The organism is Ensifer sp. 38_S197, from assembly GCF_056924495.1.
In genome coordinates this window covers 2,745,185-2,766,093 of record NZ_JBXOVZ010000002.1, presented here as the reverse complement: position 1 = coordinate 2,766,093, position 20,909 = coordinate 2,745,185, and the positions used below count along the sequence as shown (strand labels likewise).

General features: G+C 61.1%; 15 protein-coding genes and 1 pseudogene. 4 read left to right on the top strand and 12 right to left on the bottom strand.

All coding sequences use genetic code 11. The features are described 5' to 3' along the window. Positions 1-17 precede the first annotated feature (17 nt). Positions 18-1,571, bottom strand: a complete 1,554-nt coding sequence (gene istA / locus AC1Z3V_RS26485; RefSeq protein ID WP_483497769.1) for an IS21 family transposase — start codon at positions 1,569-1,571, stop codon at positions 18-20. A gap of 162 nt (positions 1,572-1,733) precedes the next feature. On the opposite strand from istA, the gene AC1Z3V_RS26480 reads away from it, so the two are divergent. Together AC1Z3V_RS26480 and AC1Z3V_RS26475 are read left to right on the top strand one after the other, a co-directional pair. Then, positions 1,734-2,060, top strand: coding sequence for a hypothetical protein (locus AC1Z3V_RS26480; RefSeq protein WP_483502623.1), 327 nt, complete (start codon positions 1,734-1,736; stop codon positions 2,058-2,060). Positions 2,061-2,104: 44 nt separating this feature from the next. Further along, positions 2,105-2,608, top strand: a complete 504-nt coding sequence (locus AC1Z3V_RS26475; RefSeq protein WP_483502622.1) for an IS66 family transposase — start codon at positions 2,105-2,107, stop codon at positions 2,606-2,608. Here the strand turns inward: AC1Z3V_RS26475 and AC1Z3V_RS26470 are convergent. The 10 genes and pseudogenes from AC1Z3V_RS26470 to uvrA form a co-directional block, all read right to left on the bottom strand. Further along, on the bottom strand, positions 2,605-2,799 hold the full coding sequence (locus AC1Z3V_RS26470; protein ID WP_483502621.1) for a DUF2199 domain-containing protein: 195 nt from the start codon (positions 2,797-2,799) through the stop codon (positions 2,605-2,607). The two genes, AC1Z3V_RS26475 and AC1Z3V_RS26470, sit on opposite strands and share 4 nt — an antisense overlap. A gap of 18 nt (positions 2,800-2,817) precedes the next feature. Further along, positions 2,818-2,973, bottom strand: a pseudogene (locus AC1Z3V_RS26465) (IS66 family transposase); the annotation flags it as partial. Between the two features lie 281 nt (positions 2,974-3,254). Then, positions 3,255-3,824, bottom strand: a complete 570-nt coding sequence (locus AC1Z3V_RS26460; RefSeq protein WP_483502620.1) for a hypothetical protein — start codon at positions 3,822-3,824, stop codon at positions 3,255-3,257. 190 nt (positions 3,825-4,014) lie between these two features. Further along, complete coding sequence (locus AC1Z3V_RS26455; protein ID WP_483502618.1) at positions 4,015-4,581, bottom strand: Pycsar system effector family protein; 567 nt, start codon at positions 4,579-4,581, stop codon at positions 4,015-4,017. Positions 4,582-4,595: 14 nt separating this feature from the next. Beyond that, a complete protein-coding gene (locus AC1Z3V_RS26450; protein WP_483504158.1) occupies positions 4,596-5,321 on the bottom strand; it encodes an E2 domain-associated cysteine-rich protein in 726 nt (241 codons plus the stop codon). A 61-nt stretch (positions 5,322-5,382) separates the two neighbouring features. After that, entirely contained in the window at positions 5,383-6,909 is a 1,527-nt protein-coding gene (locus tag AC1Z3V_RS26445; RefSeq protein ID WP_483502616.1) for an adenylate/guanylate cyclase domain-containing protein, read from the bottom strand. 257 nt (positions 6,910-7,166) lie between these two features. After that, a complete protein-coding gene (locus tag AC1Z3V_RS26440; protein WP_483502614.1) occupies positions 7,167-10,964 on the bottom strand; it encodes a vitamin B12-dependent ribonucleotide reductase in 3,798 nt (1,265 codons plus the stop codon). Between the two features lie 783 nt (positions 10,965-11,747). Further along, on the bottom strand, positions 11,748-12,551 hold the full coding sequence (locus AC1Z3V_RS26435) for a DUF72 domain-containing protein (protein WP_483502612.1): 804 nt from the start codon (positions 12,549-12,551) through the stop codon (positions 11,748-11,750). Between the two features lie 42 nt (positions 12,552-12,593). Then, positions 12,594-13,046, bottom strand: coding sequence for a GNAT family N-acetyltransferase (locus AC1Z3V_RS26430; RefSeq protein ID WP_483504157.1), 453 nt, complete (start codon positions 13,044-13,046; stop codon positions 12,594-12,596). A gap of 44 nt (positions 13,047-13,090) precedes the next feature. After that, positions 13,091-16,012 carry an excinuclease ABC subunit UvrA gene (gene uvrA / locus AC1Z3V_RS26425; RefSeq protein ID WP_483502610.1) on the bottom strand — a complete coding sequence of 974 codons (2,922 nt, stop codon included), beginning with the start codon at positions 16,010-16,012 and terminating at the stop codon, positions 13,091-13,093. Between the two features lie 279 nt (positions 16,013-16,291). Here uvrA and AC1Z3V_RS26420 point away from each other — a divergent pair, with 279 nt between their 5' ends. Then, positions 16,292-16,840 (top strand): single-stranded DNA-binding protein, encoded by a 549-nt coding sequence (locus AC1Z3V_RS26420; protein ID WP_483502608.1) that lies wholly within the window; start codon positions 16,292-16,294, stop codon positions 16,838-16,840. Positions 16,841-16,951: 111 nt separating this feature from the next. Here AC1Z3V_RS26420 and AC1Z3V_RS26415 read toward each other — a convergent pair whose 3' ends face one another. Beyond that, the gene (locus AC1Z3V_RS26415; protein WP_483502606.1) at positions 16,952-17,581 is read right to left on the bottom strand and encodes a MarC family protein; all 630 of its coding nucleotides are present in this window, start codon (positions 17,579-17,581) and stop codon (positions 16,952-16,954) included. A gap of 421 nt (positions 17,582-18,002) precedes the next feature. On the opposite strand from AC1Z3V_RS26415, the gene gyrA reads away from it, so the two are divergent. Next, positions 18,003-20,780 carry a DNA gyrase subunit A gene (gene gyrA / locus AC1Z3V_RS26410; RefSeq protein WP_483502605.1) on the top strand — a complete coding sequence of 926 codons (2,778 nt, stop codon included), beginning with the start codon at positions 18,003-18,005 and terminating at the stop codon, positions 20,778-20,780. Positions 20,781-20,909: the final 129 nt, after the last annotated feature.

Below are 20,909 nucleotides of genomic sequence, written 5' to 3'. Positions count from 1 at the left end.
TGAGAGGCTTCCTTTCTTCACTGGTAATAGGAGCTGCCGCGGATGTTGTTGTGTGGAGGAGCGGGCTTAACCGGCTCGGCGGCGGGCGGAGCCTGATCGAGACCGGATTTGAGGATGGTGCTGACGGACGAATAGCTGAGCGCATTGATCGTCAGCGCCCGTTCGCATGCCGCCTCGAGACGCTCGGGGCCGTAGCGACGCGAGAGTGACAGAACGCCCTGCGCGGCGCGGTATCCCTGCTGCGGATGCGGCCTGTCGCGCATCAGCCGCTCGACCAGAATCGCCGTATTGCCGCCGACCTTCGCGGCCTGCTTGATCAGGCTCGCCGGCGTGGTGTTGGCGTAGTGCTGATGCGTCTTCGGCATGTGCTCGCTGACGGTGACGTGCCCGGCGCGCTGCGAGGTGCGGCGGTGGCTGGCGACACGCTTGTGATCGTGGAAGACTTCGACGATCCGGGAGGTCAAGCGAACCTCGACCTGCCGGCCGATCAGGCGATGCGGCACAGAGTAGAAGGCCTTATCGACCTCGACATGGTAGTCGGGATGGACCTTCGCCGATTTCCATTCGGCATATTCGAAGGCGGTTGCCGGAAGCGGCGCAAGTGCCGCGCGTTCGATCTCCTCGAAGAGCCGACGCCGGGACTTGCCGATGCGGCGCATCGGCCGATTGTTGAGATCGTCGAGAAGCTGGCTGATCCGGATGTTGAGGTCGGCAAGGCTGAAGAAGTGCTCGTTGCGCAGCCGCGCCAGGATCCAGCGCTCGACGATGAGGACGCTGCCTTCCACCTTCGCCTTGTCCTTTGGCCGTTTTGGACGAGCAGGCAGGACCGTCGTGTCGTAATGCTCGGCGAAGGCCGCAAACGTCGCGTTGATCGTCGGCTCGAACCACAAGGGCTTGGCAACGCCCGCCTTCAGATTGTCGCAGACGATGGCTTTCGGCACGCCGCCGAAGAAGCTCAGCGCCCGTTGCTGGCCCTCGATCCAGTCCGGCAGCCTCTGGCTGAAGCTCGCATAGGCAAAGGTCAAGAGCGACGCCGGCAGCACCGCGACGAAGATCTGCGCCGGCCGGATCTCGCCGCTTAGAGGATCGATGATGGCCACGGTCTGTCCGGCATAATCCGTCTGTATCGCCGCGCCGGCGGTGTGGCGATTGCGGAAAGTCGCATTGGCTCGCTGTTCGAAAGCGGCAAACCGCTCGCAGAACCATGTGTATCCATAGCCATTCGGGTGCCGCTCGCGATATTCCTGCCATAGCAGTGTCAGCGTCACCCCTTTGCGCTTCAGCTCGCTGGCGATGTTCGCCCAACTGGGCTCGTCCAGATCCTGCGGCGGCCGCCCGCGGCGGTGGAACAGGCGACGCTGCAAAACGGCGTCGTCATCAAGGCCGGGCGGCAGGGGCCAGCATGACAGACCCTCTTCCCGAGCCCGCAGAAGGTAGGTCGACACGGTCGTTTTGCTGATCTTCAGCCGTTCCGATATCGCCCGAACAGAAAGCCCTTGTTCGTGCGCCAGTCTCAAAATCGATCGAATGTCCTTCACACTCGTAAGTCTCGCCTGCTTCCGTCTCGCCATTCACCCCACCTCGCTCAAATCGAGGTGCAGAATGACAAAGACGGCGCGGGCGAAAGTCGATCTTTTGTCGCCGAGAAAACTGTCCGGGATTTACCGAAATCGCTGTCCGGGAATTAGCGAAATCCCTGTCCCGGATTTAGCGAAAACGCTGTCCGCGATTTAATGGAATCGCTGTCCGCGAATTACCGAAACCCGCAGCGCAAGCCAGGTCGGGTCGGCAAAGTCGGGGTGGATTCCATCAACATTATGATGTTCCCCCTCAAGCCGTCGCTCTTGATGTTCCGGGGCCTCGCGGACGAACGCGAACAGGTTCGAGAATATCTCCGGGGAGCGACGCCTTCATTTAATAAGGATTTTGCCCTCAATCATTGGAGAGCAGCCGTCGTCCTCAGCCTGTCGGAATGCAGGCCCTTTCTCGACTATCCGTGGATTTATCTCGACAAGCCGCTCGTCCTGACGACGGAACCTGAGGACGAAGAAGTCGGCTAACGGAAGCAGCCTGCTGGGTCCATGCGAGGCGGCCCTTTTATGCGATGGCCGACGTCGATGCGAATGCGCGCCGGAGAGCGCAGGGCAAGAAGCCGGCCGTCATCTCGCCGATCGCCCTAGAAATGGTGCAGCGGATCGACGCTCTGTTCGGCATCGAGCGCGACGTCCACGGTCCGAGCGCGGAGGTCCGAAAGGCCGTTCGTCAGGAGCGCAGCAAACCCTTGGTCCTGGAGCTGGAAGCGTGGATGAAGGCTCAGCGTGCCAAGCTGTCGCGCGATCATGATCTCGCCAAGGCCTTCGATTACCTGCTGAACCGCTGGCCTGCCTTCACCTTCTTCCTCGACGATGGGCGTGTTTGCCTCTCGAACAATGCCGCCGAACGCGCCCTGCGCGGTATAGCGCTGGGCAGGAAATCCTGGTTATTCGCCGGTTCGGACCGCGGTGGCCAGAGGGCCGCTGCCATGTACAGCTTGATCGTCTCGGCCAAGATGAACAACGTCGATCCGCAAGCCTGCCCCGCCGATGTCCTTCACCACATCGCCGGTTAGCCGGGAATTTCATTCGCTAGGAGACCTCTGTATGCAGGCTCTGATAAACCGTCCGCTTCGTATAGTTCCAGATATCGCTTGAAAGTAGGCCACTCGACCTCGGCCCAAACACCCCAGCCGAACGCACCAGGGTGATCGGTAAAAGGCACGAGCAGGATACATCGTATGAAGTTCGCTCGCCGAACTGGCAAAGATCGCTATCGAACCGCGCCTTCGAAGAGGGCGTTCTTGCGATTCAGGGCCATCGGCCGGATGGTTCTCTCGACGGTGTTGTTGTCGATCTCGATGCGGCCGTCGCTGAGGAATAGGCAGAGGCCATCCCAGTATTTGGCGATATAAGCGAGTGCTTCGCCGAGCGGGGATTTTTTGCACGGCGGTGAAGGTCTTCTGCGTTCAGCGTTTGCGCGACTTAGTACTTAAGTTGAGCTTTCTTTCCCTGTGCGTCTTCGGCGAACACCGGTCGCCCCCCCACTTCGTCCTCCAGGTTATCTGCCAACGCCCATAACCCAGCGTTCAAAGAACGTTCCCGGTTTCTATACTCTTCAACTCGGCGTGCAAGTTCGTCGTCCGAGGGAGTGCGCCCAACGGCACTGGAACCCTTGGAAGATAGCTTGGTCTGTAGCTGTAGCTTTAGGGACTTCATCGCTCATATCCTCAGGCTGCAATATCGCACATTAGCGCGAGTCATCGCAAGTTCGAAGCCTAACTGCTCGTAGAGCGGGATCGCGTCATCGACGGGCCTCATAAAGGCCAACTGCCGACACCCAAAAACCGTTCCGAAAGCTAAACCGATTTCGGTCACGCAGTAAGCAATTCTGTTCTTTAGTGGGTGATTGGGATCCGGAGAGCCCTCGAGCACGTCAATGCGAAGATATTCTCGGCCCTTAGTGGCGCATCCAATCATCAAGCCACAAAGTATGCCATCCGCCCAAATGGCTGCGTCCGTGCACCTTAATGTAGTTCGCCAACCTTGTCTTTCAACACGCCAATCCCAATCATACCGCCGCCCATCATGGTTGGCCCAGTCTTGCTCCCAAGTCGAGAGCGCGGCTTCATCGATCGGAGTAACGTCGATCTCGACACCCTGATACGTTCGGTGCGGGCCGTCCAAAAGGCCATCGTCAATTAGATCCTGCAGCTTCTCTTTGGAGATCATTCGCGCGACGCCGCGCATATCTGCATATCTTACTATCGCGGGCGTGTTGTGGTTATTCACGAACTTATCCCAAATTCCTTAGGGCTGCTTCCTTAGGTTGAGAAAATTAAAGTGGATTTAACGCCGTGGGTGCTGGGGCTTCCCTCGGTTGCTCCCGGCCCGACTGCGACTGCCCCCGATCCTATGGTGATCTCGTCCGAGTGGTGCATTCCCCTTGATGTCTTCGGCGATCGTCATCGATGCCACTCCTTCAGCAGGGGAACTGGGCGATCACCCAGCGCAACCAAGCGACAATTGGCGGCAACGCCATGACAACGAAAGCAATCAACACCAAGGATCCGGCCCAATGGAACATCCGGAATTTGCGATAGGCGATCGACGCCTGGATAGCGGTCTGTACTCCAAGGTCACGCACGTAAGTCGGCGTGACGGACTCGCCCTCTGAAGGCATGTACTCTTTCTGGGTCATCTCCGGGTAGTCTTTGACCCCGCCTTTCACGATGTCCGCGAAATAGAGCAGGTTCACCACGTCGTCGTCACTCTTGTACACCTGGTTCAGGAACCGGGGCAGCAATGACTTTAGGCAAAGGACAGCAGCGACCGCGAGCAGGGGAAGCGCTGCTTGAAACGCATATTTGTACCCGAAGGGAAGCTCGTCCGGCGACTTGAGGAGGTTGATGATCGCACCTATCCACACGGATGAGAAAGTCAGCAGCGCAGCATTCTTCGTCTCCGCGAACTTCACGAAATCGATCATCCGGCCATGGTTCGCGGACATCAATTTTTCAAAGGCTTCCTGCTGATCGTTCTTCGCCATCGTCAGGTTCCAGTCTAGTGTTTCGCCAGCGGGCAGTCTTCCATCGTTCCGCAACAGACCTGATTGGTCGATCGCAGGTAGTCGTAGAAGGCCAGCTCGGACCTCCTCCATCCTTCAAGGTTGAGGGCCAGATTGGCGAGTTGACGCGCATGATCACCGCAGGCGCTGAGGGGCAGGTGGCGCGCACCGGTGTTGTCGCACTTGCAACGCTGGCGAAGCGTCATGACCCGGTGCTCCTCCCGCAGGACCGTGATGAGCTTCCGGCCATCGCGGAGGAGGGCAATTCGATCTCGTCGATGACCACGGGCCACACGAAGACGATCGTCCCTCACCGCGTCGAATATCTGTGATCCGAGCTCTGAAGCGTTCTCCTCTGCCAACGCCTGAAACCTGGCTGCTGCCGAGCCGTGAGCGCGAGCGTCCGCCTTTCCCGGCCAACGTCGTAGCGCGGCGGCCGTCCCTTGCCGGAGGAGGAATGTCAACAGCTTTCCCCACCAGACCTTCGCATCTTCCCGACACTTGATCGCTGATGGTTCGGCCTCACCCCAATAAAGACAGAACGTACCCCCCGGATTGATGTGCCGTTCTGCGCAGAAGGAGGGGAGCAGGATTGGATGCTGCTCCTTTACACTGACAGCGTCTCCCTCCCGTCGGATCTCAAGTACGAAGTCTGGAGAAGGCGCGCCGGATGGGCTTGGTGGGCGGACACAATAGATAGCATGGTCGCGCTCCGATGACACGAGGCGGGCATGGTTTTCAAAGGCAACGCTGTTTAGGTACTCGATAGGCGACAACGCGAGCTCAACCGATTTTCAAGTGGGGGCGGAAAGGCGTTTCCGCCGCCTTGACGAGGGCAGGACTGCTGGCGGCGTAAAGGGCCGCGCGCACGGCCTTCGCCGTCTCATCATCTTCGGCCGCGAGCGCTTCGAGTGCGACGTCATAGGTGAGATTGGAGATACGTCGGGAGGACCCAAATAGCTTCCTAACCGACGACGGGCCGTCGTCATACGCCACCTGTCCGATTGCCGTCTGAACTCCGTTGCAGCGCTTTTGCTCCTTTTCGGAAATTAGCACCGATCTCCCAGTCGAACAGCGAACGCGGCTCCCCTGCATTCCCAGACGCGTGATCGAGCCGGGGCCAAACTCGAAACCAATGGCAAGGCCAAGATCGTCGGTGTCCACACCGTTATCTTTGAGGCGATCCAGCGCAAGTTCAAAACTGCTTCGAAGACCGCCTGCACAAAGGACAGCCGTCGAAATCGTGGCTTCCTCATAAGTGGTGTGGGCGGTACCTTCGAGAAGGTGCCCGTGGATGCAGTCGCCGATAAAGCGGATCCGGCGGCCGGAAAAATCCGAGCTTAGAACCCGGTCGAGTTCTGCACGGATCACATGAAGACAGCGCACGACGTCTTCCGCCTCATTGTCGATATGTGAGTCCACATACGCCGTGAAGTTATCGACGTCCGCGTAAACGGAAACCATCTCCATGCGACGGGAGTTTGCCGGGGTGAGCACCGTGATATCGAGGTTCTTCAGCGGCGGCGTTGCCCGAGAGAAGGAGAAGGATCCAATTGGGTTCTTCTCGTTGTCCTTCCGCCACTCCGAAACGATGGAATCTTTATCGAGACCGAGCTTGGCCTCATCCTCGCACTTCTTGACCTCCTCGTCCGAAAGTTTGGTCTTCGCCGGCTCATCGACGGTGTCGAGTTCGATCGCTTCGCGCGCTTCATTACTCAGGTAGATTCCAACCGCCTTGTTGTTGGACGCAAGCTTAGCTGCAATGTTGGCAGGGCGGCCAAGGAACAGAGGCTCTCGATATCCGTTTCTGCCGTTGTTGACGGCAAGCGCTTTGCCGGTATCGATTCCGACACGCAGTTTCGCGCTCGGGATCTTCTCGTCGTCGTCTCCGGTTTCTGCAAGAACGTCCACGATCAGTTTGGCAATTGCTACTGCGCGGTTGACACGATCGTCCTCCGCTTCCTCGCCATAGGGCTTTGCCACAACTGCGTGCAAACGTTGGTTATGGAAATCGACTCGGATCGCATCGGCATCGGAGAGAATCCGATGGACGGCGCGGTAGTGTAGATTGAGGAAGCGAAGGGCGCGTTTGTGGCTTGTCTCGCCTTCCGTGTCAGTCGACCAAAGCATGTCTTCAAAATTGACGATGTCGACGTAAATGTGGACGCCGTTCAGTCGATAGGCCTTGTTGGTCGGGATCGACTGCAATGACGTGGTCCGCGTGTAATCGACTACAGTGACGTTTTCGACGTCTTTAATGCGTGCGTCGATGGCCGTTTTCGCCCGGTCATACTTCCATGAATTCGCCATTTGCCGGTCAACTCCAAATTACACCGAATGTAAGCGGAGACCCAACCAATGCGATTGTTTCACCGTTTGTTCTGAGAGGCATTTTCCGGGCACCTTCAGTGCCCGGACATTGCGCTGAACGCGCCCAGTCAAATCAGTTTCCGCTGTACGGAAACTTCAGTGCGACACTGCGTGACATTTTTAACGGCTCAATCTGTCTCACATTCTGGGCTCCGCGACATTTGTGCGGAGCCCATCCAAGAGGGCCCGCGTTACACTCAGCTGCAGCCGCTCGTCGCGCCGCAGGTGTCGCACTTCTCGCAGGTGCCGTTGCGCACCATCGTGAAGTTCTGGCACTCGGTGCACATGTTGCCGGTGTAGCCCTGCATGATCGAGCGGGCGCGGCGTTCGGCTTCCACCTTCTTGGCATCCGTCTTGGCCGATGCCGCTTCTGCGGCTGCCTTGTCGGAGAAGAGGGCGGTCACTTCCTGCTCGACTTCGCCGGCGATCTCTTCCGCCAGTTCCGCGGCGCGCTCTTCATAGTCGCGCTTGAAGGCGACGACTTCCGAGGTGGTGACCGCTGCAGTCGTCTCGAGCTTGCGGGCCGCGTTGCCGGCAATTGCCGTCACCGTCGCGCCGGACGAAGCGCGGGCAGGGGCTGCCGTGGACGAGCCCTTGGGCTCACTGGCCGCACGATCCGCCGTGCCGCCGACGATCGTCGGCTTGTAGCCGCGGGTCCAGCCCGTCGAGATCAGGTTGGTCTTGCCTTCCTGGATGCCCTTGCCGAGCGCGGTGTTGCCGAAGTCGGAGGTGTCGACATGGGCGAGGTCGTGACGGCCGAGATAGGAGACCGCCAGTTCGCGGAAGACGTAGTCGAGGATCGACGTCGCGTTCTTGATCGCATCGTTGCCTTGGACCATGCCGGCCGGCTCGAACTTGGTGAAGGTGAAGGCCTCCACATATTCTTCGAGCGGCACGCCGTATTGCAGGCCGAGCGAGATGGCGATGGCGAAGTTGTTCATCATCGCACGGAAGGCAGCACCTTCCTTGTGCATGTCAATGAAGATCTCGCCAAGGCGGCCGTCACCGAATTCGCCGGTGCGCAGATACACCTTGTGACCGCCGACGACGGCCTTCTGGGTGTAGCCCTGGCGGCGGTTCGGCAGCTTTTCGCGGGCGCGGATCACTTTTTCGATGACGCGCTCGACGATCTTTTCGGTGATGGTGACGGCCTGGGCGGCGGCCGGCGCCTGGATCAGGTCTTCCAGCGCATCCTCGTCCTTGTCGTCCTCGATCAGCGAGGCGTTCAGCGGCTGCGACAGCTTGGAGCCGTCGCGGTAGAGGGCGTTCGCCTTCAGCGCCAGCTTCCAGGAAAGCATGTAGGCGTTCTTGCAATCCTCGACGGTCGCCTCGTTCGGCATGTTGATCGTCTTGGAGATCGCGCCCGAGATGAACGGCTGCGCCGCCGCCATCATGCGGATGTGGCTTTCGACCGAAAGGTAGCGCTTACCGATCTTGCCGCAGGGGTTGGCGCAATCGAAGACCGGCAGGTGCTCGTTCTTCAGGAACGGCGCGCCTTCGAGCGTCATGGCGCCGCAGACGTGGATGTTGGCGGCCTCGATGTCCTTCCTGGAGAAGCCCATGTGCTCCAGCAGGTTGAAGTCCATCGCGCCGAGCTGCTCGTCGGTGACCTTCAGCGTGCCCTTGAGGAAGTCGGCGCCGAGCGTCCACTGGTTGAAGACGAACTTGATGTCGAAGGCGCTCTTCAGCGCGGCGTTGACGGCTTCCACCTTCTCGTCGGTGAAGCCCTTGGCCTTCAGCGTCGTCGGGTTGATTGCCGGCGCCTGGTTCAGGTTGCCGTGGCCGACTGCGTAGGCTTCGATCTCGGCGATCTGGCTTTCGCTATAGCCGAGCGAACGCAGCGCTTCCGGAACGGCGCGGTTGATGATCTTGAAGTAGCCGCCGCCGGCGAGCTTCTTGAACTTGACCAGCGCGAAGTCGGGCTCGATGCCGGTCGTGTCGCAGTCCATGACGAGGCCGATCGTGCCGGTCGGCGCGATCACGGTCGCCTGGGCGTTGCGGTAACCGTGCTTCTCGCCGAGTTCCAGCGCCTTGTCCCAGGCACTCATGGCGTGGATGATCAGGTCCTGATCCGGGCTGTCGGCATGGATGAGGGCGACCGGGTTGACCGAGAGCGCCTCGTAACCGGTCGTCTCGCCATAGGCGGCGCGGCGGTGGTTGCGGATGACGCGCAGCATGTTTTCGCGGTTCGGTGCAAAGCCCGGGAACGGGCCGAGCTTCTCAGCCATTTCGGCCGACGTAGCGTAGGAGATACCGGTCATGATCGCGGTGAGGGCACCGGCGATGGCGCGGCCTTCGGCGCTGTCATAGGGGATGCCCGAGGACATCAGCAGGCCGCCGATATTGGCGTAGCCGAGGCCGAGCGTGCGGTATTCGTAGGAGAGTTCGGCAATCTCGCGGGACGGGAACTGCGCCATCATCACCGAGACTTCGAGAACGATGGTCCACAGGCGGACGGCATGTTCGTAGTCGGCGATGTTGATGCGCTTGGTCGCCGCATCCTTGAACATCATCAGGTTCAGCGAGGCGAGGTTGCAGGCGGTGTCGTCGAGGAACATGTATTCCGAGCACGGGTTCGACGCGCGGATCGGGCCGGCGGCCGGGCTCGTGTGCCAGTCGTTCATCGTCGTGTTGAAGTGCAGGCCCGGATCGGCCGATGCCCAGGCGGCGTAGGAGATCGACTCCCAGAGGTCACGGGCCTTCAGCGTCTTCAGGACACGGCCGTCCTTGCGGGCGGTCAGGTGCCAGTCGCCATCAGCTTCGACGGCGCGCAGGAAGTCGTCCTTGATCGAGACCGAGTTGTTGGAGTTCTGGCCCGAAACCGTGAGGTAGGCTTCCGAATCCCAATCGGTGTCGTAGGTCTTGAATTCGAGATCCTTGTAGCCCTGCTTGGCGAACTGGATGACGCGCTGGACGTAGTTTTCCGGAACCAGGGCCTGCTTGGCGGCGCGGATCTCGCGCTTCAGCGCCGGATTCTGCTTCGGGTCATAGCAGGCGTCGTCGGTGCCGTCGCAGTTGACGCAGGCCTTCATAATCGCCTTCAAGTGCTTGGCGACGACCTTGGAACCGGTGACGAGGGCGGCAACCTTCTGCTCTTCCTTGACCTTCCAGTTGATGTATTCCTCGATATCCGGATGGTCGATGTCGACGACGACCATCTTGGCGGCGCGACGGGTGGTGCCGCCCGACTTGATGGCGCCGGCGGCGCGGTCGCCGATCTTCAGGAACGACATCAGACCCGAGGACTTGCCGCCGCCCGAGAGCTTTTCGCCTTCGCTGCGCAGATGCGAGAAGTTGGAGCCGGTGCCGGAGCCATACTTGAACAGGCGCGCTTCGCGCACCCAGAGGTCCATGATGCCGCCTTCGTTGACGAGATCGTCGGCAACCGACTGGATGAAGCAGGCATGGGGCTGCGGGTGCTCGTAGGCGGACTTGGACTTCGTCAGCTTGCCGGTGAAGGGGTCGACATAGAAGTGGCCCTGGCCGGGGCCGTCAATGCCGTAGGCCCAGTGCAGGCCGGTGTTGAACCATTGCGGCGAGTTCGGCGCAACGCGCTGGGTGGCGAGCATATAGGCGAGTTCGTCGCGGAAGGCGGAAGCGTCTTCTTCCGTGTCGAAATAGCCGCCCTTCCAGCCCCAATAGGCCCAGGTACCGGCCAGGCGATCGAAGACCTGGCGGGCATCGGTTTCGGAACCGTACTGCTCTTCCTTCGGCAGCGCCTTCAGCGCATCCTGATCGGGAACCGAGCGCCAGAGGAAGGAGGGGACATCGTTCTCCTCGACGCGCTTCATCTTGGCGGGCACGCCAGCCTTGCGGAAATACTTTTGGGCGAGAATGTCGGCAGCGACCTGGCTGAATTGCGCCGGAACGTCGATATCGGCAAGGCGGAAAACGATCGAACCATCGGGGTTCTTGATCTCACTCGTAGCCTTGCGGAATTCGATCTCCGCATAGGCGGATTGCCCGGCCTTGGTGAAACGACGTTCAATCTTCATTGTCCCTGGTCCTTCGTGTTGCCTAGCGCCCGCCACAGGCGCAATTGTCCCCGCCCGGCCGCGAGGGGCATCCCGCAGCCAGTCTCAGCTTCCGTCCTTGGAGAGAAACCCATAACTGGGTGACCCTGTATCTTGTGAGATAGGCTGACTGCAAGCACTAAATATAGTGTTAACAGCTGATTTATGCCAGCCAAATGTTGCTCAAGCGGGCCACAAAGATCGCACAAAAATCCTCACGGCGACCGCATGGTGAAATCCATGACTGCCGCCTGTCAGAACCGACGATTTGGTGAGATGAACCGGGCGCTAAACAATCCGGTCCGCCGCCGTCGCAACGTGAAATCCATTAACCGTGAATCGTCCGGGGGCGTCAAGGGGTGGTTTGTGACGGAAGTTTGGGCGCTAGATGTTGTGTGGACCGACTGTGGAAAACGGGGACATCGGCCAACACCATGAAAATCAGGCACTTCCAGAGGTTGCCTGTGAGACTGCCGCAACGGTCAGCGCGAAATCAAAAAATTGACGGGTAAAAAACTGCATAAATACCATCCCCAACGGTACCCTCGGTTGCACTTGCGGAGGCGATGTGGGGTGGGCGTCGTGATTCGCGTCTTGCGCCTTGAGGCCGTTGGCCTTTTGGGTTCCCGGAGCGAAACGCCGACACCGCTTGAAGCGGCTGTTCCAGCCTCGCTGATCGTCGGTGACGCTGGCCCGGGCACAAGGACTGGTAGGTTGGTAACGGGTGAGCGGGATCAGGCGCGTGCACTGATCCCGCCTTGGACCTCAATCGACGCGCTTCTGCAACTCACGGGCACCGTTCGGCGCATTCACCTTGCCCTCGGTGATGAAGTAGGCGAACACGTCGCGCGGCTCCTTCGCGGCCTTGCGCTCCGGATCGCTCTTGTCGAGCCCGCTCGGCTCGTCGCCGCTTGCGAAGGCCTTGGCGCGCTCGGCCCAGAGGTCGAGCTTGTCGGCCGCATAGCATGTCTCGATGTCGTCGCTGCCCTTCTGCAGGCGGAGATAGACGAAATCGGCGGTAACGTCGGCGATCATCGGATAATCCGCATGTTCGGCGAGCACCACGGCAACGCCGTATTTCTCCAGCAGCGTCACGAATTCCGGAACCTGGAAGGTGGGATTGCGGACCTCGACCACATGGCGGAGCGCAAGCCCGTCCTGCTTTTCCGGCAGAAGTTTCAGAAAGCCCTCGAAGTCGTCGGGTTCGAACTTCTTCGTCGGCGCGAACTGCCAGAGGATTGGCCCGAGATGGGGTCCGAGCTCGGTCAAGCCCTGCGTCAGGAATCGCTCCATGGATTCACCGGCTTCCGAGAGAACCTTGCGGTTGGTGACGAAACGACTCGCCTTCAACGAAAAGATGAAATCCTCAGGTACTTCGGAGGCCCATTTGGCGAAGGTCTCGGGCTTTTGCGAGGAGTAATAGGTGCCGTTCACCTCGATCGCGCGAAGCTGTTTGCTTGCGTACTCGAGCTGGCGCTTCTTCGCCAACCCGCTCGGATAGAAGGTGCCCTCCCAGGGCTCGAAGGTCCAGCCGCCGATACCAACGCGGATCTTTCCGGATTTTGCCATGCCATCCTCCTCGACAACGGTCATCGCTTGACCGCGTGCTTTTCAGTCTTTGAACGATTTCGTCATGTCCACGAGCGTCCACCCTGGACGATAGGGATTGGGTCTGCGACCCGTTTCTTGAAATCCATAGGCGCGATAGAGCGCGATGTTTCGCTCCATGCGTGAATTGGTATAGAGCCGCACCTCCGGCAAGCCCCACTCGGCCGCCTTGCTCTCCAGGAACTGCAGGAGCTCGATACCGAGCCCTTGGCCCTGAAAAGCTGGGGCGACGGCAATGCTGAAGATCAGCAGGTGATCGGCGTGCCGCTCGAAGACGGCCAGCGCGATGACAACTGCATCTTGCTCCCGAAGCCAAACCTCGCCGCTGACAATGCGTGGGCCGTAGTCCTCGGTGACCGGGAGCGGCGGCCCGCCAAGAAGCGCCCGGTAGGGCTCGTAGGCCGCCTCGGTCAGGCCTTGCACAGCAGCCAGATCCTCCAGACGAGCAGGCCGCATCATCCGCGATCACTCCTTGTGGTCGCCGATCGGCGTCGAGGCGATCACTCCGCCGCCTCGACCTTCTTCATCGGCCGGCGCTCGAGAAGCTCCTTCAGGAACTGGCCGGTATAGGAGCGCTTCTCCTTGACCACCTCCTCAGGCGTGCCCTTGGCGATGACCTCGCCGCCGCCATCGCCACCCTCGGGACCGAAGTCGATGATCCAGTCGGCGGTCTTGATGACCTCAAGATTATGCTCGATGACGACGACGGAATTGCCCTGGTTCACGAGTTCATGCAGAACTTCAAGAAGCTTGGCTACGTCGTGGAAATGCAAGCCGGTCGTCGGCTCGTCGAGAATATAGAGCGTCCGCCCGGTGGAGCGCTTCGACAGTTCCTTCGCCAGCTTGACGCGTTGGGCTTCACCGCCTGAAAGCGTGTTTGCCTGCTGCCCGACCTTGATGTAGCCGAGGCCCACCTGGTTCAGCGTCACCAGCCTGTCGCGCACGGCGGGGACGGCGGCAAAGAACTCCACGCCTTCCTCGACCGTCATGTCGAGCACGTCGGCAATGGACTTGCCCTTGAAGTGCACGTCGAGCGTTTCGCGGTTGTAACGCTTGCCGTGGCAGACATCGCAGGTGACGTAGACATCCGGCAGGAAGTGCATCTCGATCTTGATGACGCCGTCGCCCTGGCAGGCCTCGCAGCGGCCACCCTTGACGTTGAAGGAGAAGCGGCCCGGCTGGTAGCCGCGCGCCTTTGCCTCCGGCAGACCGGCGAACCAATCGCGGATCGGCGTGAAGGCGCCGGTATAGGTCGCCGGGTTGGAGCGCGGCGTGCGGCCGATCGGCGACTGGTCGATGTCGATCACCTTGTCGATATGCTCGAAGCCATCGATGCGGTCATGCTCCGCCGGGTTCTCGCGCGCGCCCATGATGCGGCGGGCAGCGGCCTTGTAGAGCGTTTCGATCAGGAAGGTCGACTTGCCGCCGCCGGACACACCGGTCACGGCGGTGAAGACGCCGAGCGGGATCGAGGCGGTGACGTTCTTCAGGTTGTTGGCGCGTGCGCCAACAACGGTGATTTCCTTTTTCTTCTTCGGCTTACGACGTTCCGAGGGAACCGCGACCGAAAGCTCGCCGGAAAGATACTTGCCGGTGAGCGATTTTGGATTGGCCATGATGTCCGATGGGGACCCTTGCGCGATGACCTCGCCGCCATGGATACCCGCGGCCGGGCCGATGTCGACGACATAGTCGGCCGTCAGGATCGCGTCCTCGTCGTGCTCGACGACGATCACGGTATTGCCGATGTCGCGGAGATGGCGGAGCGTTTCGAGCAGGCGGGCGTTGTCACGCTGGTGCAGGCCGATCGACGGTTCGTCGAGCACGTAGAGCACGCCCGTGAGGCCCGAGCCGATCTGCGAGGCAAGCCGGATACGCTGGCTTTCACCACCCGAGAGCGTTCCGGAGTTGCGCGACAGGCTGAGATATTCGAGGCCGACGTCGTTGAGGAAGCGCAGACGGTCGCGGATCTCCTTGAGGATGCGGACGGCGATTTCGTTCTGCTTGGTATTGAGATGCGCCGGCAGAGCCTCGAACCAGTCGCGCGCAACGCGGATCGACATCTCGGTGACCTGACCGATATGCAGCTTGTCGATCTTGACCGCCAGCGCCTCGGGCTTCAGGCGGAAACCGGCGCAGGCCGGGCAGGGTGCGGCCGACATGTAGCGCTCGATCTCTTCGCGCGCCCAGGCGCTGTCGGTTTCCTTCCACCGGCGCTCGAGATTTGGCACGATGCCTTCGAAATTCTTGGTGGTGTTGTAGGAGCGGGCGCCGTCCTCATAGTGGAAGATGATCTTCTCTTCCGTTCCGTGAAGGATCGCATTCTGTGCAGCCGACGACAGTTCGTTCCAGCGGTTACCGAGCTTGAAGCCGAAGGCCTTGCCGAGCGCTTCCAGCGTCTGGTTGTAATAGGGAGACGAGGACTTGGCCCAAGGCGCGATCGCGCCGTCACGCAAGGTCCTGTGCTCCTCCGGAACGATCAACGCCACGTCGATCTTCTGCTGGCTGCCGAGCCCGTCACAGGTCGGGCAGGCGCCGAAGGGATTGTTGAACGAGAACAGGCGCGGCTCGATCTCCGGGATGGTGAAACCGGAGACCGGGCAGGCGAATTTTTCAGAAAACAGCACGCGCTCGTGGGTCTCGTTCAGCGACTTGTTGGCCGAGCCGCCTGCAGCCGTTTCTGCCGGCGGCAGCGGCTTGTCGGCGAATTCGGCAATGGCAAGCCCGTCGGCGAGCGTCAGGCAGGTCTCGAGGCTGTCGGCGAGGCGCGAGGCGAGGTCCGGCCGCACGACGACGCGGTCGACCACAACGTCGATGTCGTGCTTGTACTTCTTGTCGAGCGCCGGAACCTCGGCGATCTCGTAAAAGGTGCCGTCGACCTTGACGCGCTGAAAACCCTTCTTCATCAGCTCGGCGAGTTCCTTCTTGTACTCGCCCTTGCGGCCGCGAACGAGCGGCGCGAGGATATAAAGGCGCGTGCCTTCGCCGAACTCCAGCACCCGATCGACCATCTGGCTGACCGTCTGGCTCTCGATCGGAAGCCCCGTCGCCGGCGAATAGGGCACGCCGACGCGCGCGAAGAGCAGGCGCATATAGTCGTAGATTTCGGTGACCGTGCCGACCGTCGAACGCGGGTTGCGCGAGGTCGTCTTCTGTTCGATCGAAATCGCCGGCGACAGGCCGTCGATCTGGTCGACATCCGGCTTCTGCATCATCTCGAGGAACTGGCGCGCATAGGCCGACAGGCTCTCCACATAGCGGCGCTGCCCTTCGGCATAGATCGTATCGAAGGCGAGCGAGGACTTGCCGGAGCCGGATAGGCCGGTCATCACGATCAGCTTGTTGCGCGGCAGATCGAGGTCGATGCCTTTCAGATTGTGCTCGCGCGCACCACGAATGGAGATGGTCTTGAGTTCACTCATCGGAAGCCAGCTTTTGCATGTCGGTTGAAAGCCCCCTATGTAATGACGCTAACGCCCATGTCGAGGCGCAATCGGCAAAAGAGGCGGCCAATTCGAGTCGGTTGACAGGATCATAGCCAAATACTAGAACAAATAAAGAACAAATCGCCCATAAAACGACCAAAACTGTTGTGGATTATGTGCGAGGCGGGGCGTATCGGCGGCATCTGGCCGCTAAGATGCGCGCTCTTGAAATTCCAAGCCGGGCCTAAGGCGCGGTGAAACCACGGGAAAAGCAACATGGCTGGAAGCGTCAACAAGGTGATCTTGATCGGAAATGTCGGGGCAGACCCGGAAATCCGGCGCACGCAGGACGGCCGGCCAATCGCCAACCTGCGCATCGCAACCTCGGAAACCTGGCGCGACCGCAACAGCGGCGAGCGCCGTGAGAAGACCGAGTGGCACACGGTCGTCGTTTTCAACGAGGGCCTCTGCAAGGTCGTCGAGCAATATGTGAAGAAGGGCGCCAAGCTCTATATCGAAGGCGCACTGCAGACCCGCAAGTGGCAGGACCAGAACGGCAACGACCGTTACTCGACGGAAGTCGTGCTGCAGGGCTTCAACTCGACGCTGACGATGCTTGACGGCCGCGGCGAGGGCGGTGGCTCCGGCGTCAGCCGCGGTGGCGGCAGCGACTTCGGCGGCAGCAGCTACGGCGGTGGCGCCGGCGGTTACGACGATTACGATCAGCCGCGCCAGTCGTCCGGCGGCGGACGCTCCGGCGGCCAGGGCGGCCAGGGCCAGGGCGGCGGCTTCTCGCGCGACATGGACGACGACATTCCGTTCTGATCGTTGCGGCCAACTCGTACTGTTGCAGGCGCCGTGTCCGTTTTGGGGCACGGCGTTTCTGTTTGTTCGGAGGAAGCCGCGGTCGTCTCGCGATGACTTCAGGTCGTCGTCCTAGAGGGCCATGGCGGATTTGACCCCATCGACGACGAACTGGACGGCAAGGGCCGCCAGAATGACGCCGAGCAGGCGGGTCAGGATGGCACGGCCGGTGACGCCGAGAAACCGATCGATGCGCTCGGCAATCACGAGCGCCAGGAAGAGGCTCAAGATCGACAGCGCGATTACGATGATGAGCTGCGTGCGCTCCACGGCTGTCGGAAACGAGCCGGCAAGCAGGATGGTCGCCGAGATCGCGCCTGGCCCGGCAATCAAGGGCAGAGCGAGCGGGAAGACCGCGATGTTGTGGATGTGGTCCTTGGCGGTCGCGTTCTCGCCGGTCTTTTCCTTGCGTTCCTGCCGCTTCTCGAAAATCATCTCGAAGGAGATCCAGAAAAGCAGCAGGCCGCCGGCGATGCGGAAGGCGCCGATCGAGATGCCGAGCAGACCGAGGATGCCGTTGCCGAAGAGCGCGAAGGCGGCGAGAATGAAGAAGGCGATCAGCGAGCCGCGCGTCGCCACCTGAAAGCGCTCCTGCCGGTTGAGGCCGACCGTCAGGCTCAGGAAGATCGGCGCGAGGCCGGGCGGATCGAGAGTGACGAGAAGCGTGGTGAGCGCATTGACCAGGAGGTCGATATTGAACATCCGTTTCCCCTTCCGGATTCGCCCCGGGTTTTCCCGGTGGCATGGGGGCATTGTTAGGCAAGCCGCGAGCGCTTGGAAAGAGGGCGGCAAACAAAGTCTCAGCAAGGACTTAATGAGCAATCCCTTGCGGCAACCGGACCGCAGATGCGCGGCGCCGCGGCGATTGGCGGCGGGGGTCTTCCGATTTGCCGCGCAATGCCCTAGAAAAGCCTCCTCCGGCGGCAAAAGACTGTTCACAACTGCCGCATGGCTCGCCGGCTCCGGATCTGGATAACCGAGAGAATCATGCAGCGAATCAAAGCGTTACAGTGACATCTTCACACTTGGGCGGACGAATGGTGCCGTGGGCCGCAAATTGGCGATTCCGGTGGCAATCCGCTATAAATATCCGACTGATTCTGAACAAAGATCGTGATCACCATTGACTGAGCAAAGCACTCCCGGCGGCGGAAAAACTCCGCCAGGCATCGAGCCGATTTCCATCATCGAGGAAATGCAGCGGTCCTATCTCGATTACGCGATGAGCGTCATCGTCAGCCGCGCGCTTCCCGACGTGCGTGACGGTCTGAAACCCGTGCACCGCCGCATCCTCTACGGCATGAGCGAGCTCGGCATCGACTGGAACAAGAAATACGTCAAATGCGCCCGCGTCACCGGGGACGTGATGGGTAAGTATCACCCGCACGGCAATGCCGCGATCTACGACGCGCTGGCGCGCATGGCGCAGGATTGGTCTCTCCGCCTGCCGCTGATCGACGGCCAGGGCAACTTCGGTTCCGTCGACGGCGACCCGCCGGCGGCAGAGCGCTACACCGAATGCCGCCTGCAGAAGGCGGCGCACTCGCTGCTCGACGATCTCGACAAGGAAACCGTCGACTTCCGCGACAACTATGACGGCACCCTGCAGGAGCCGGCCGTCGTTCCCGCGAAGTTCCCGAACCTGCTCGTCAACGGCGCCGGCGGCATCGCCGTCGGCATGGCGACGAACATCCCGCCGCACAATCTGGTCGAAGTCATCAACGGCTGCGCCGCGCTGATCGACAATCCGGCGATCGAATTGCCGGAACTGATGGAAATCATCCCGGGTCCGGACTTCCCGACCGGCGCGCTGATCCTCGGCCGCTCCGGCATCCGCTCGGCTTACGAGACCGGCCGCGGCTCGGTCATCATGCGCGGCCGCGCCCATATCGAGCCGATGCGCGGCGACCGCGAGCAGATCATCATCACCGAAATCCCGTTCCAGGTGAACAAGGCGACGATGATCGAGAAGATGGCCGAACTGGTGCGCGAAAAGCGCATCGAGGGCATCTCGGATCTGCGCGACGAGTCCGACCGTCAGGGCTATCGCGTCGTCATCGAACTGAAGCGCGACGCCAATGCCGACGTCATCCTGAACCAGCTCTATCGCTACACGCCGCTGCAGACCTCCTTCGGCTGCAACATGGTGGCGCTGAACGGTGGCAAGCCCGAGCACATGACGCTGCTCGACATGCTCAGGGCCTTCGTTTCGTTCCGCGAGGAAGTCGTTAGCCGGCGTACGAAATACTTGCTGCGCAAGGCGCGCGACCGGGCTCACGTGCTCGTCGGTCTCGCCATCGCGGTCGCCAATATCGACGAAATCATCAAGCTCATCCGCCATGCGCCGGACCCGCAGACGGCGCGCGAGCAGCTTATGGAGCGCCGCTGGCCGGCCCATGATGTCGAGAGCCTCATTCGCCTGATCGACGACCCGCGCCACCGCATCAACGAGGACGGCACCTACAACCTCTCGGAAGAGCAGGCCCGCGCCATCCTCGACCTGCGCCTGCAGCGCCTGACCGCGCTCGGCCGCGATGAAATCGGCGACGAACTCAACAAGATCGGCGAGGAAATCAAGGATTATCTCGACATCCTGTCGTCGCGCCTGCGCATCATGTCGATCGTCAAGGAAGAACTCATCGCCATCCGCGACGAGTTCGGTACGCCGCGCCGCACCGAGATCATGGAAGGCGGCCCGGATATGGACGATGAGGACCTCATCGCCCGTGAAGACATGGTCGTGACCGTTTCGCATCTCGGCTACATCAAGCGCGTGCCGCTGACGACCTACCGGGCGCAGCGCCGCGGCGGCAAGGGCCGTTCGGGCATGGCGACCAGGGACGAGGATTTCGTTACCCGGCTATTCGTCGCCAACACCCATACGCCGGTTCTGTTCTTCTCCTCGCGTGGCATCGTCTACAAGGAGAAGGTCTGGCGCCTGCCGATAGGCACGCCGCAGTCACGCGGCAAGGCGCTGATCAACATGCTGCCGCTGGAGCCCGGCGAGCGCATCACCACGATCATGCCGCTGCCCGAGGACGAGGCGACCTGGGAAAACCTCGACGTCATGTTCTCGACGACCCGCGGCACGGTTCGCCGCAACAAGCTGTCGGACTTTGTCCAGGTCAACCGCAACGGCAAGATCGCGATGAAGCTCGAGGAAGAGGGCGACGAGATCCTGTCCGTCGACACCTGCACGGAGCATGACGACGTCATGCTGACGACGGCGCTCGGCCAATGCATCCGCTTCCCGGTCGGCGACGTGCGCGTCTTTGCCGGCCGCAACTCGATCGGCGTTCGTGGCATTAACCTCGGCGACGGCGACCGCATCATCTCGATGGCGATCCTTGGCCATGTCGACGCCGAACCGTGGGAGCGTGCCGCCTATCTCAAGCGCGCTGCCGCGGAGCGTCGGGCAACGAATGGCGACGAGGAAGAAATCGCGCTGGTTGGCGAGGAAGTCACCGATGGCGGCGAGCTTTCGAACGAACGTTACGAAGAGCTCAAGGCGCGCGAACAGTTCGTGCTGACGGTCTCGGCCAAGGGCTTCGGCAAGCGCTCGTCGTCCTACGACTTCCGCACCTCCGGTCGTGGCGGCAAGGGCATCCGTGCCACCGATACGTCGCGGACCGCGGAAATCGGCCAGCTGGTCGCAGCCTTCCCGATCGACGACAACGACCAGATCATGCTCGTCTCCGATGGCGGCCAGTTGATCCGCGTTCCGATCAATGGCGTCCGGCTTGCAAGCCGCGCCACCAAGGGCGTCACCATCTTCTCGACCGCCAAGGACGAGAAGGTCGTTTCGGTCGAGCGCATCAGCGAGCCGGACGGCGAAGACGAAGGTGAGGAGGCAACCGTCGACAATGGCGTGCCGGAAACGCCTGCCGAATCCGAGGGCTAACCGCCACGCGATAGACGCACTCAAGGAAAATGAAAGCCCGTCATCTTGGCGGGCTTTTCTCTTCCCCGATGCTAAACTGCCCTTTGCGACGGTCGCAAACTTGCCGATGGGAGAGGGGCGTGTTAGGCG

Coding starts and splice junctions, on each gene's coding strand:
- istA (WP_483497769.1), bottom strand. CDS start 1,571: ATGGCGAGACGGAAGCAGGCGAGACTTACGAGTGTGAAGGACATTCGA.
- AC1Z3V_RS26480 (WP_483502623.1), top strand. CDS start 1,734: ATGGAATCGCTGTCCGCGAATTACCGAAACCCGCAGCGCAAGCCAGGT.
- AC1Z3V_RS26475 (WP_483502622.1), top strand. CDS start 2,105: ATGGCCGACGTCGATGCGAATGCGCGCCGGAGAGCGCAGGGCAAGAAG.
- AC1Z3V_RS26455 (WP_483502618.1), bottom strand. CDS start 4,581: ATGGCGAAGAACGATCAGCAGGAAGCCTTTGAAAAATTGATGTCCGCG.
- AC1Z3V_RS26445 (WP_483502616.1), bottom strand. CDS start 6,909: ATGGCGAATTCATGGAAGTATGACCGGGCGAAAACGGCCATCGACGCA.
- AC1Z3V_RS26440 (WP_483502614.1), bottom strand. CDS start 10,964: ATGAAGATTGAACGTCGTTTCACCAAGGCCGGGCAATCCGCCTATGCG.
- AC1Z3V_RS26435 (WP_483502612.1), bottom strand. CDS start 12,551: ATGGCAAAATCCGGAAAGATCCGCGTTGGTATCGGCGGCTGGACCTTC.
- AC1Z3V_RS26430 (WP_483504157.1), bottom strand. CDS start 13,046: ATGCGGCCTGCTCGTCTGGAGGATCTGGCTGCTGTGCAAGGCCTGACC.
- uvrA (WP_483502610.1), bottom strand. CDS start 16,012: ATGAGTGAACTCAAGACCATCTCCATTCGTGGTGCGCGCGAGCACAAT.
- AC1Z3V_RS26420 (WP_483502608.1), top strand. CDS start 16,292: ATGGCTGGAAGCGTCAACAAGGTGATCTTGATCGGAAATGTCGGGGCA.
- AC1Z3V_RS26415 (WP_483502606.1), bottom strand. CDS start 17,581: ATGTTCAATATCGACCTCCTGGTCAATGCGCTCACCACGCTTCTCGTC.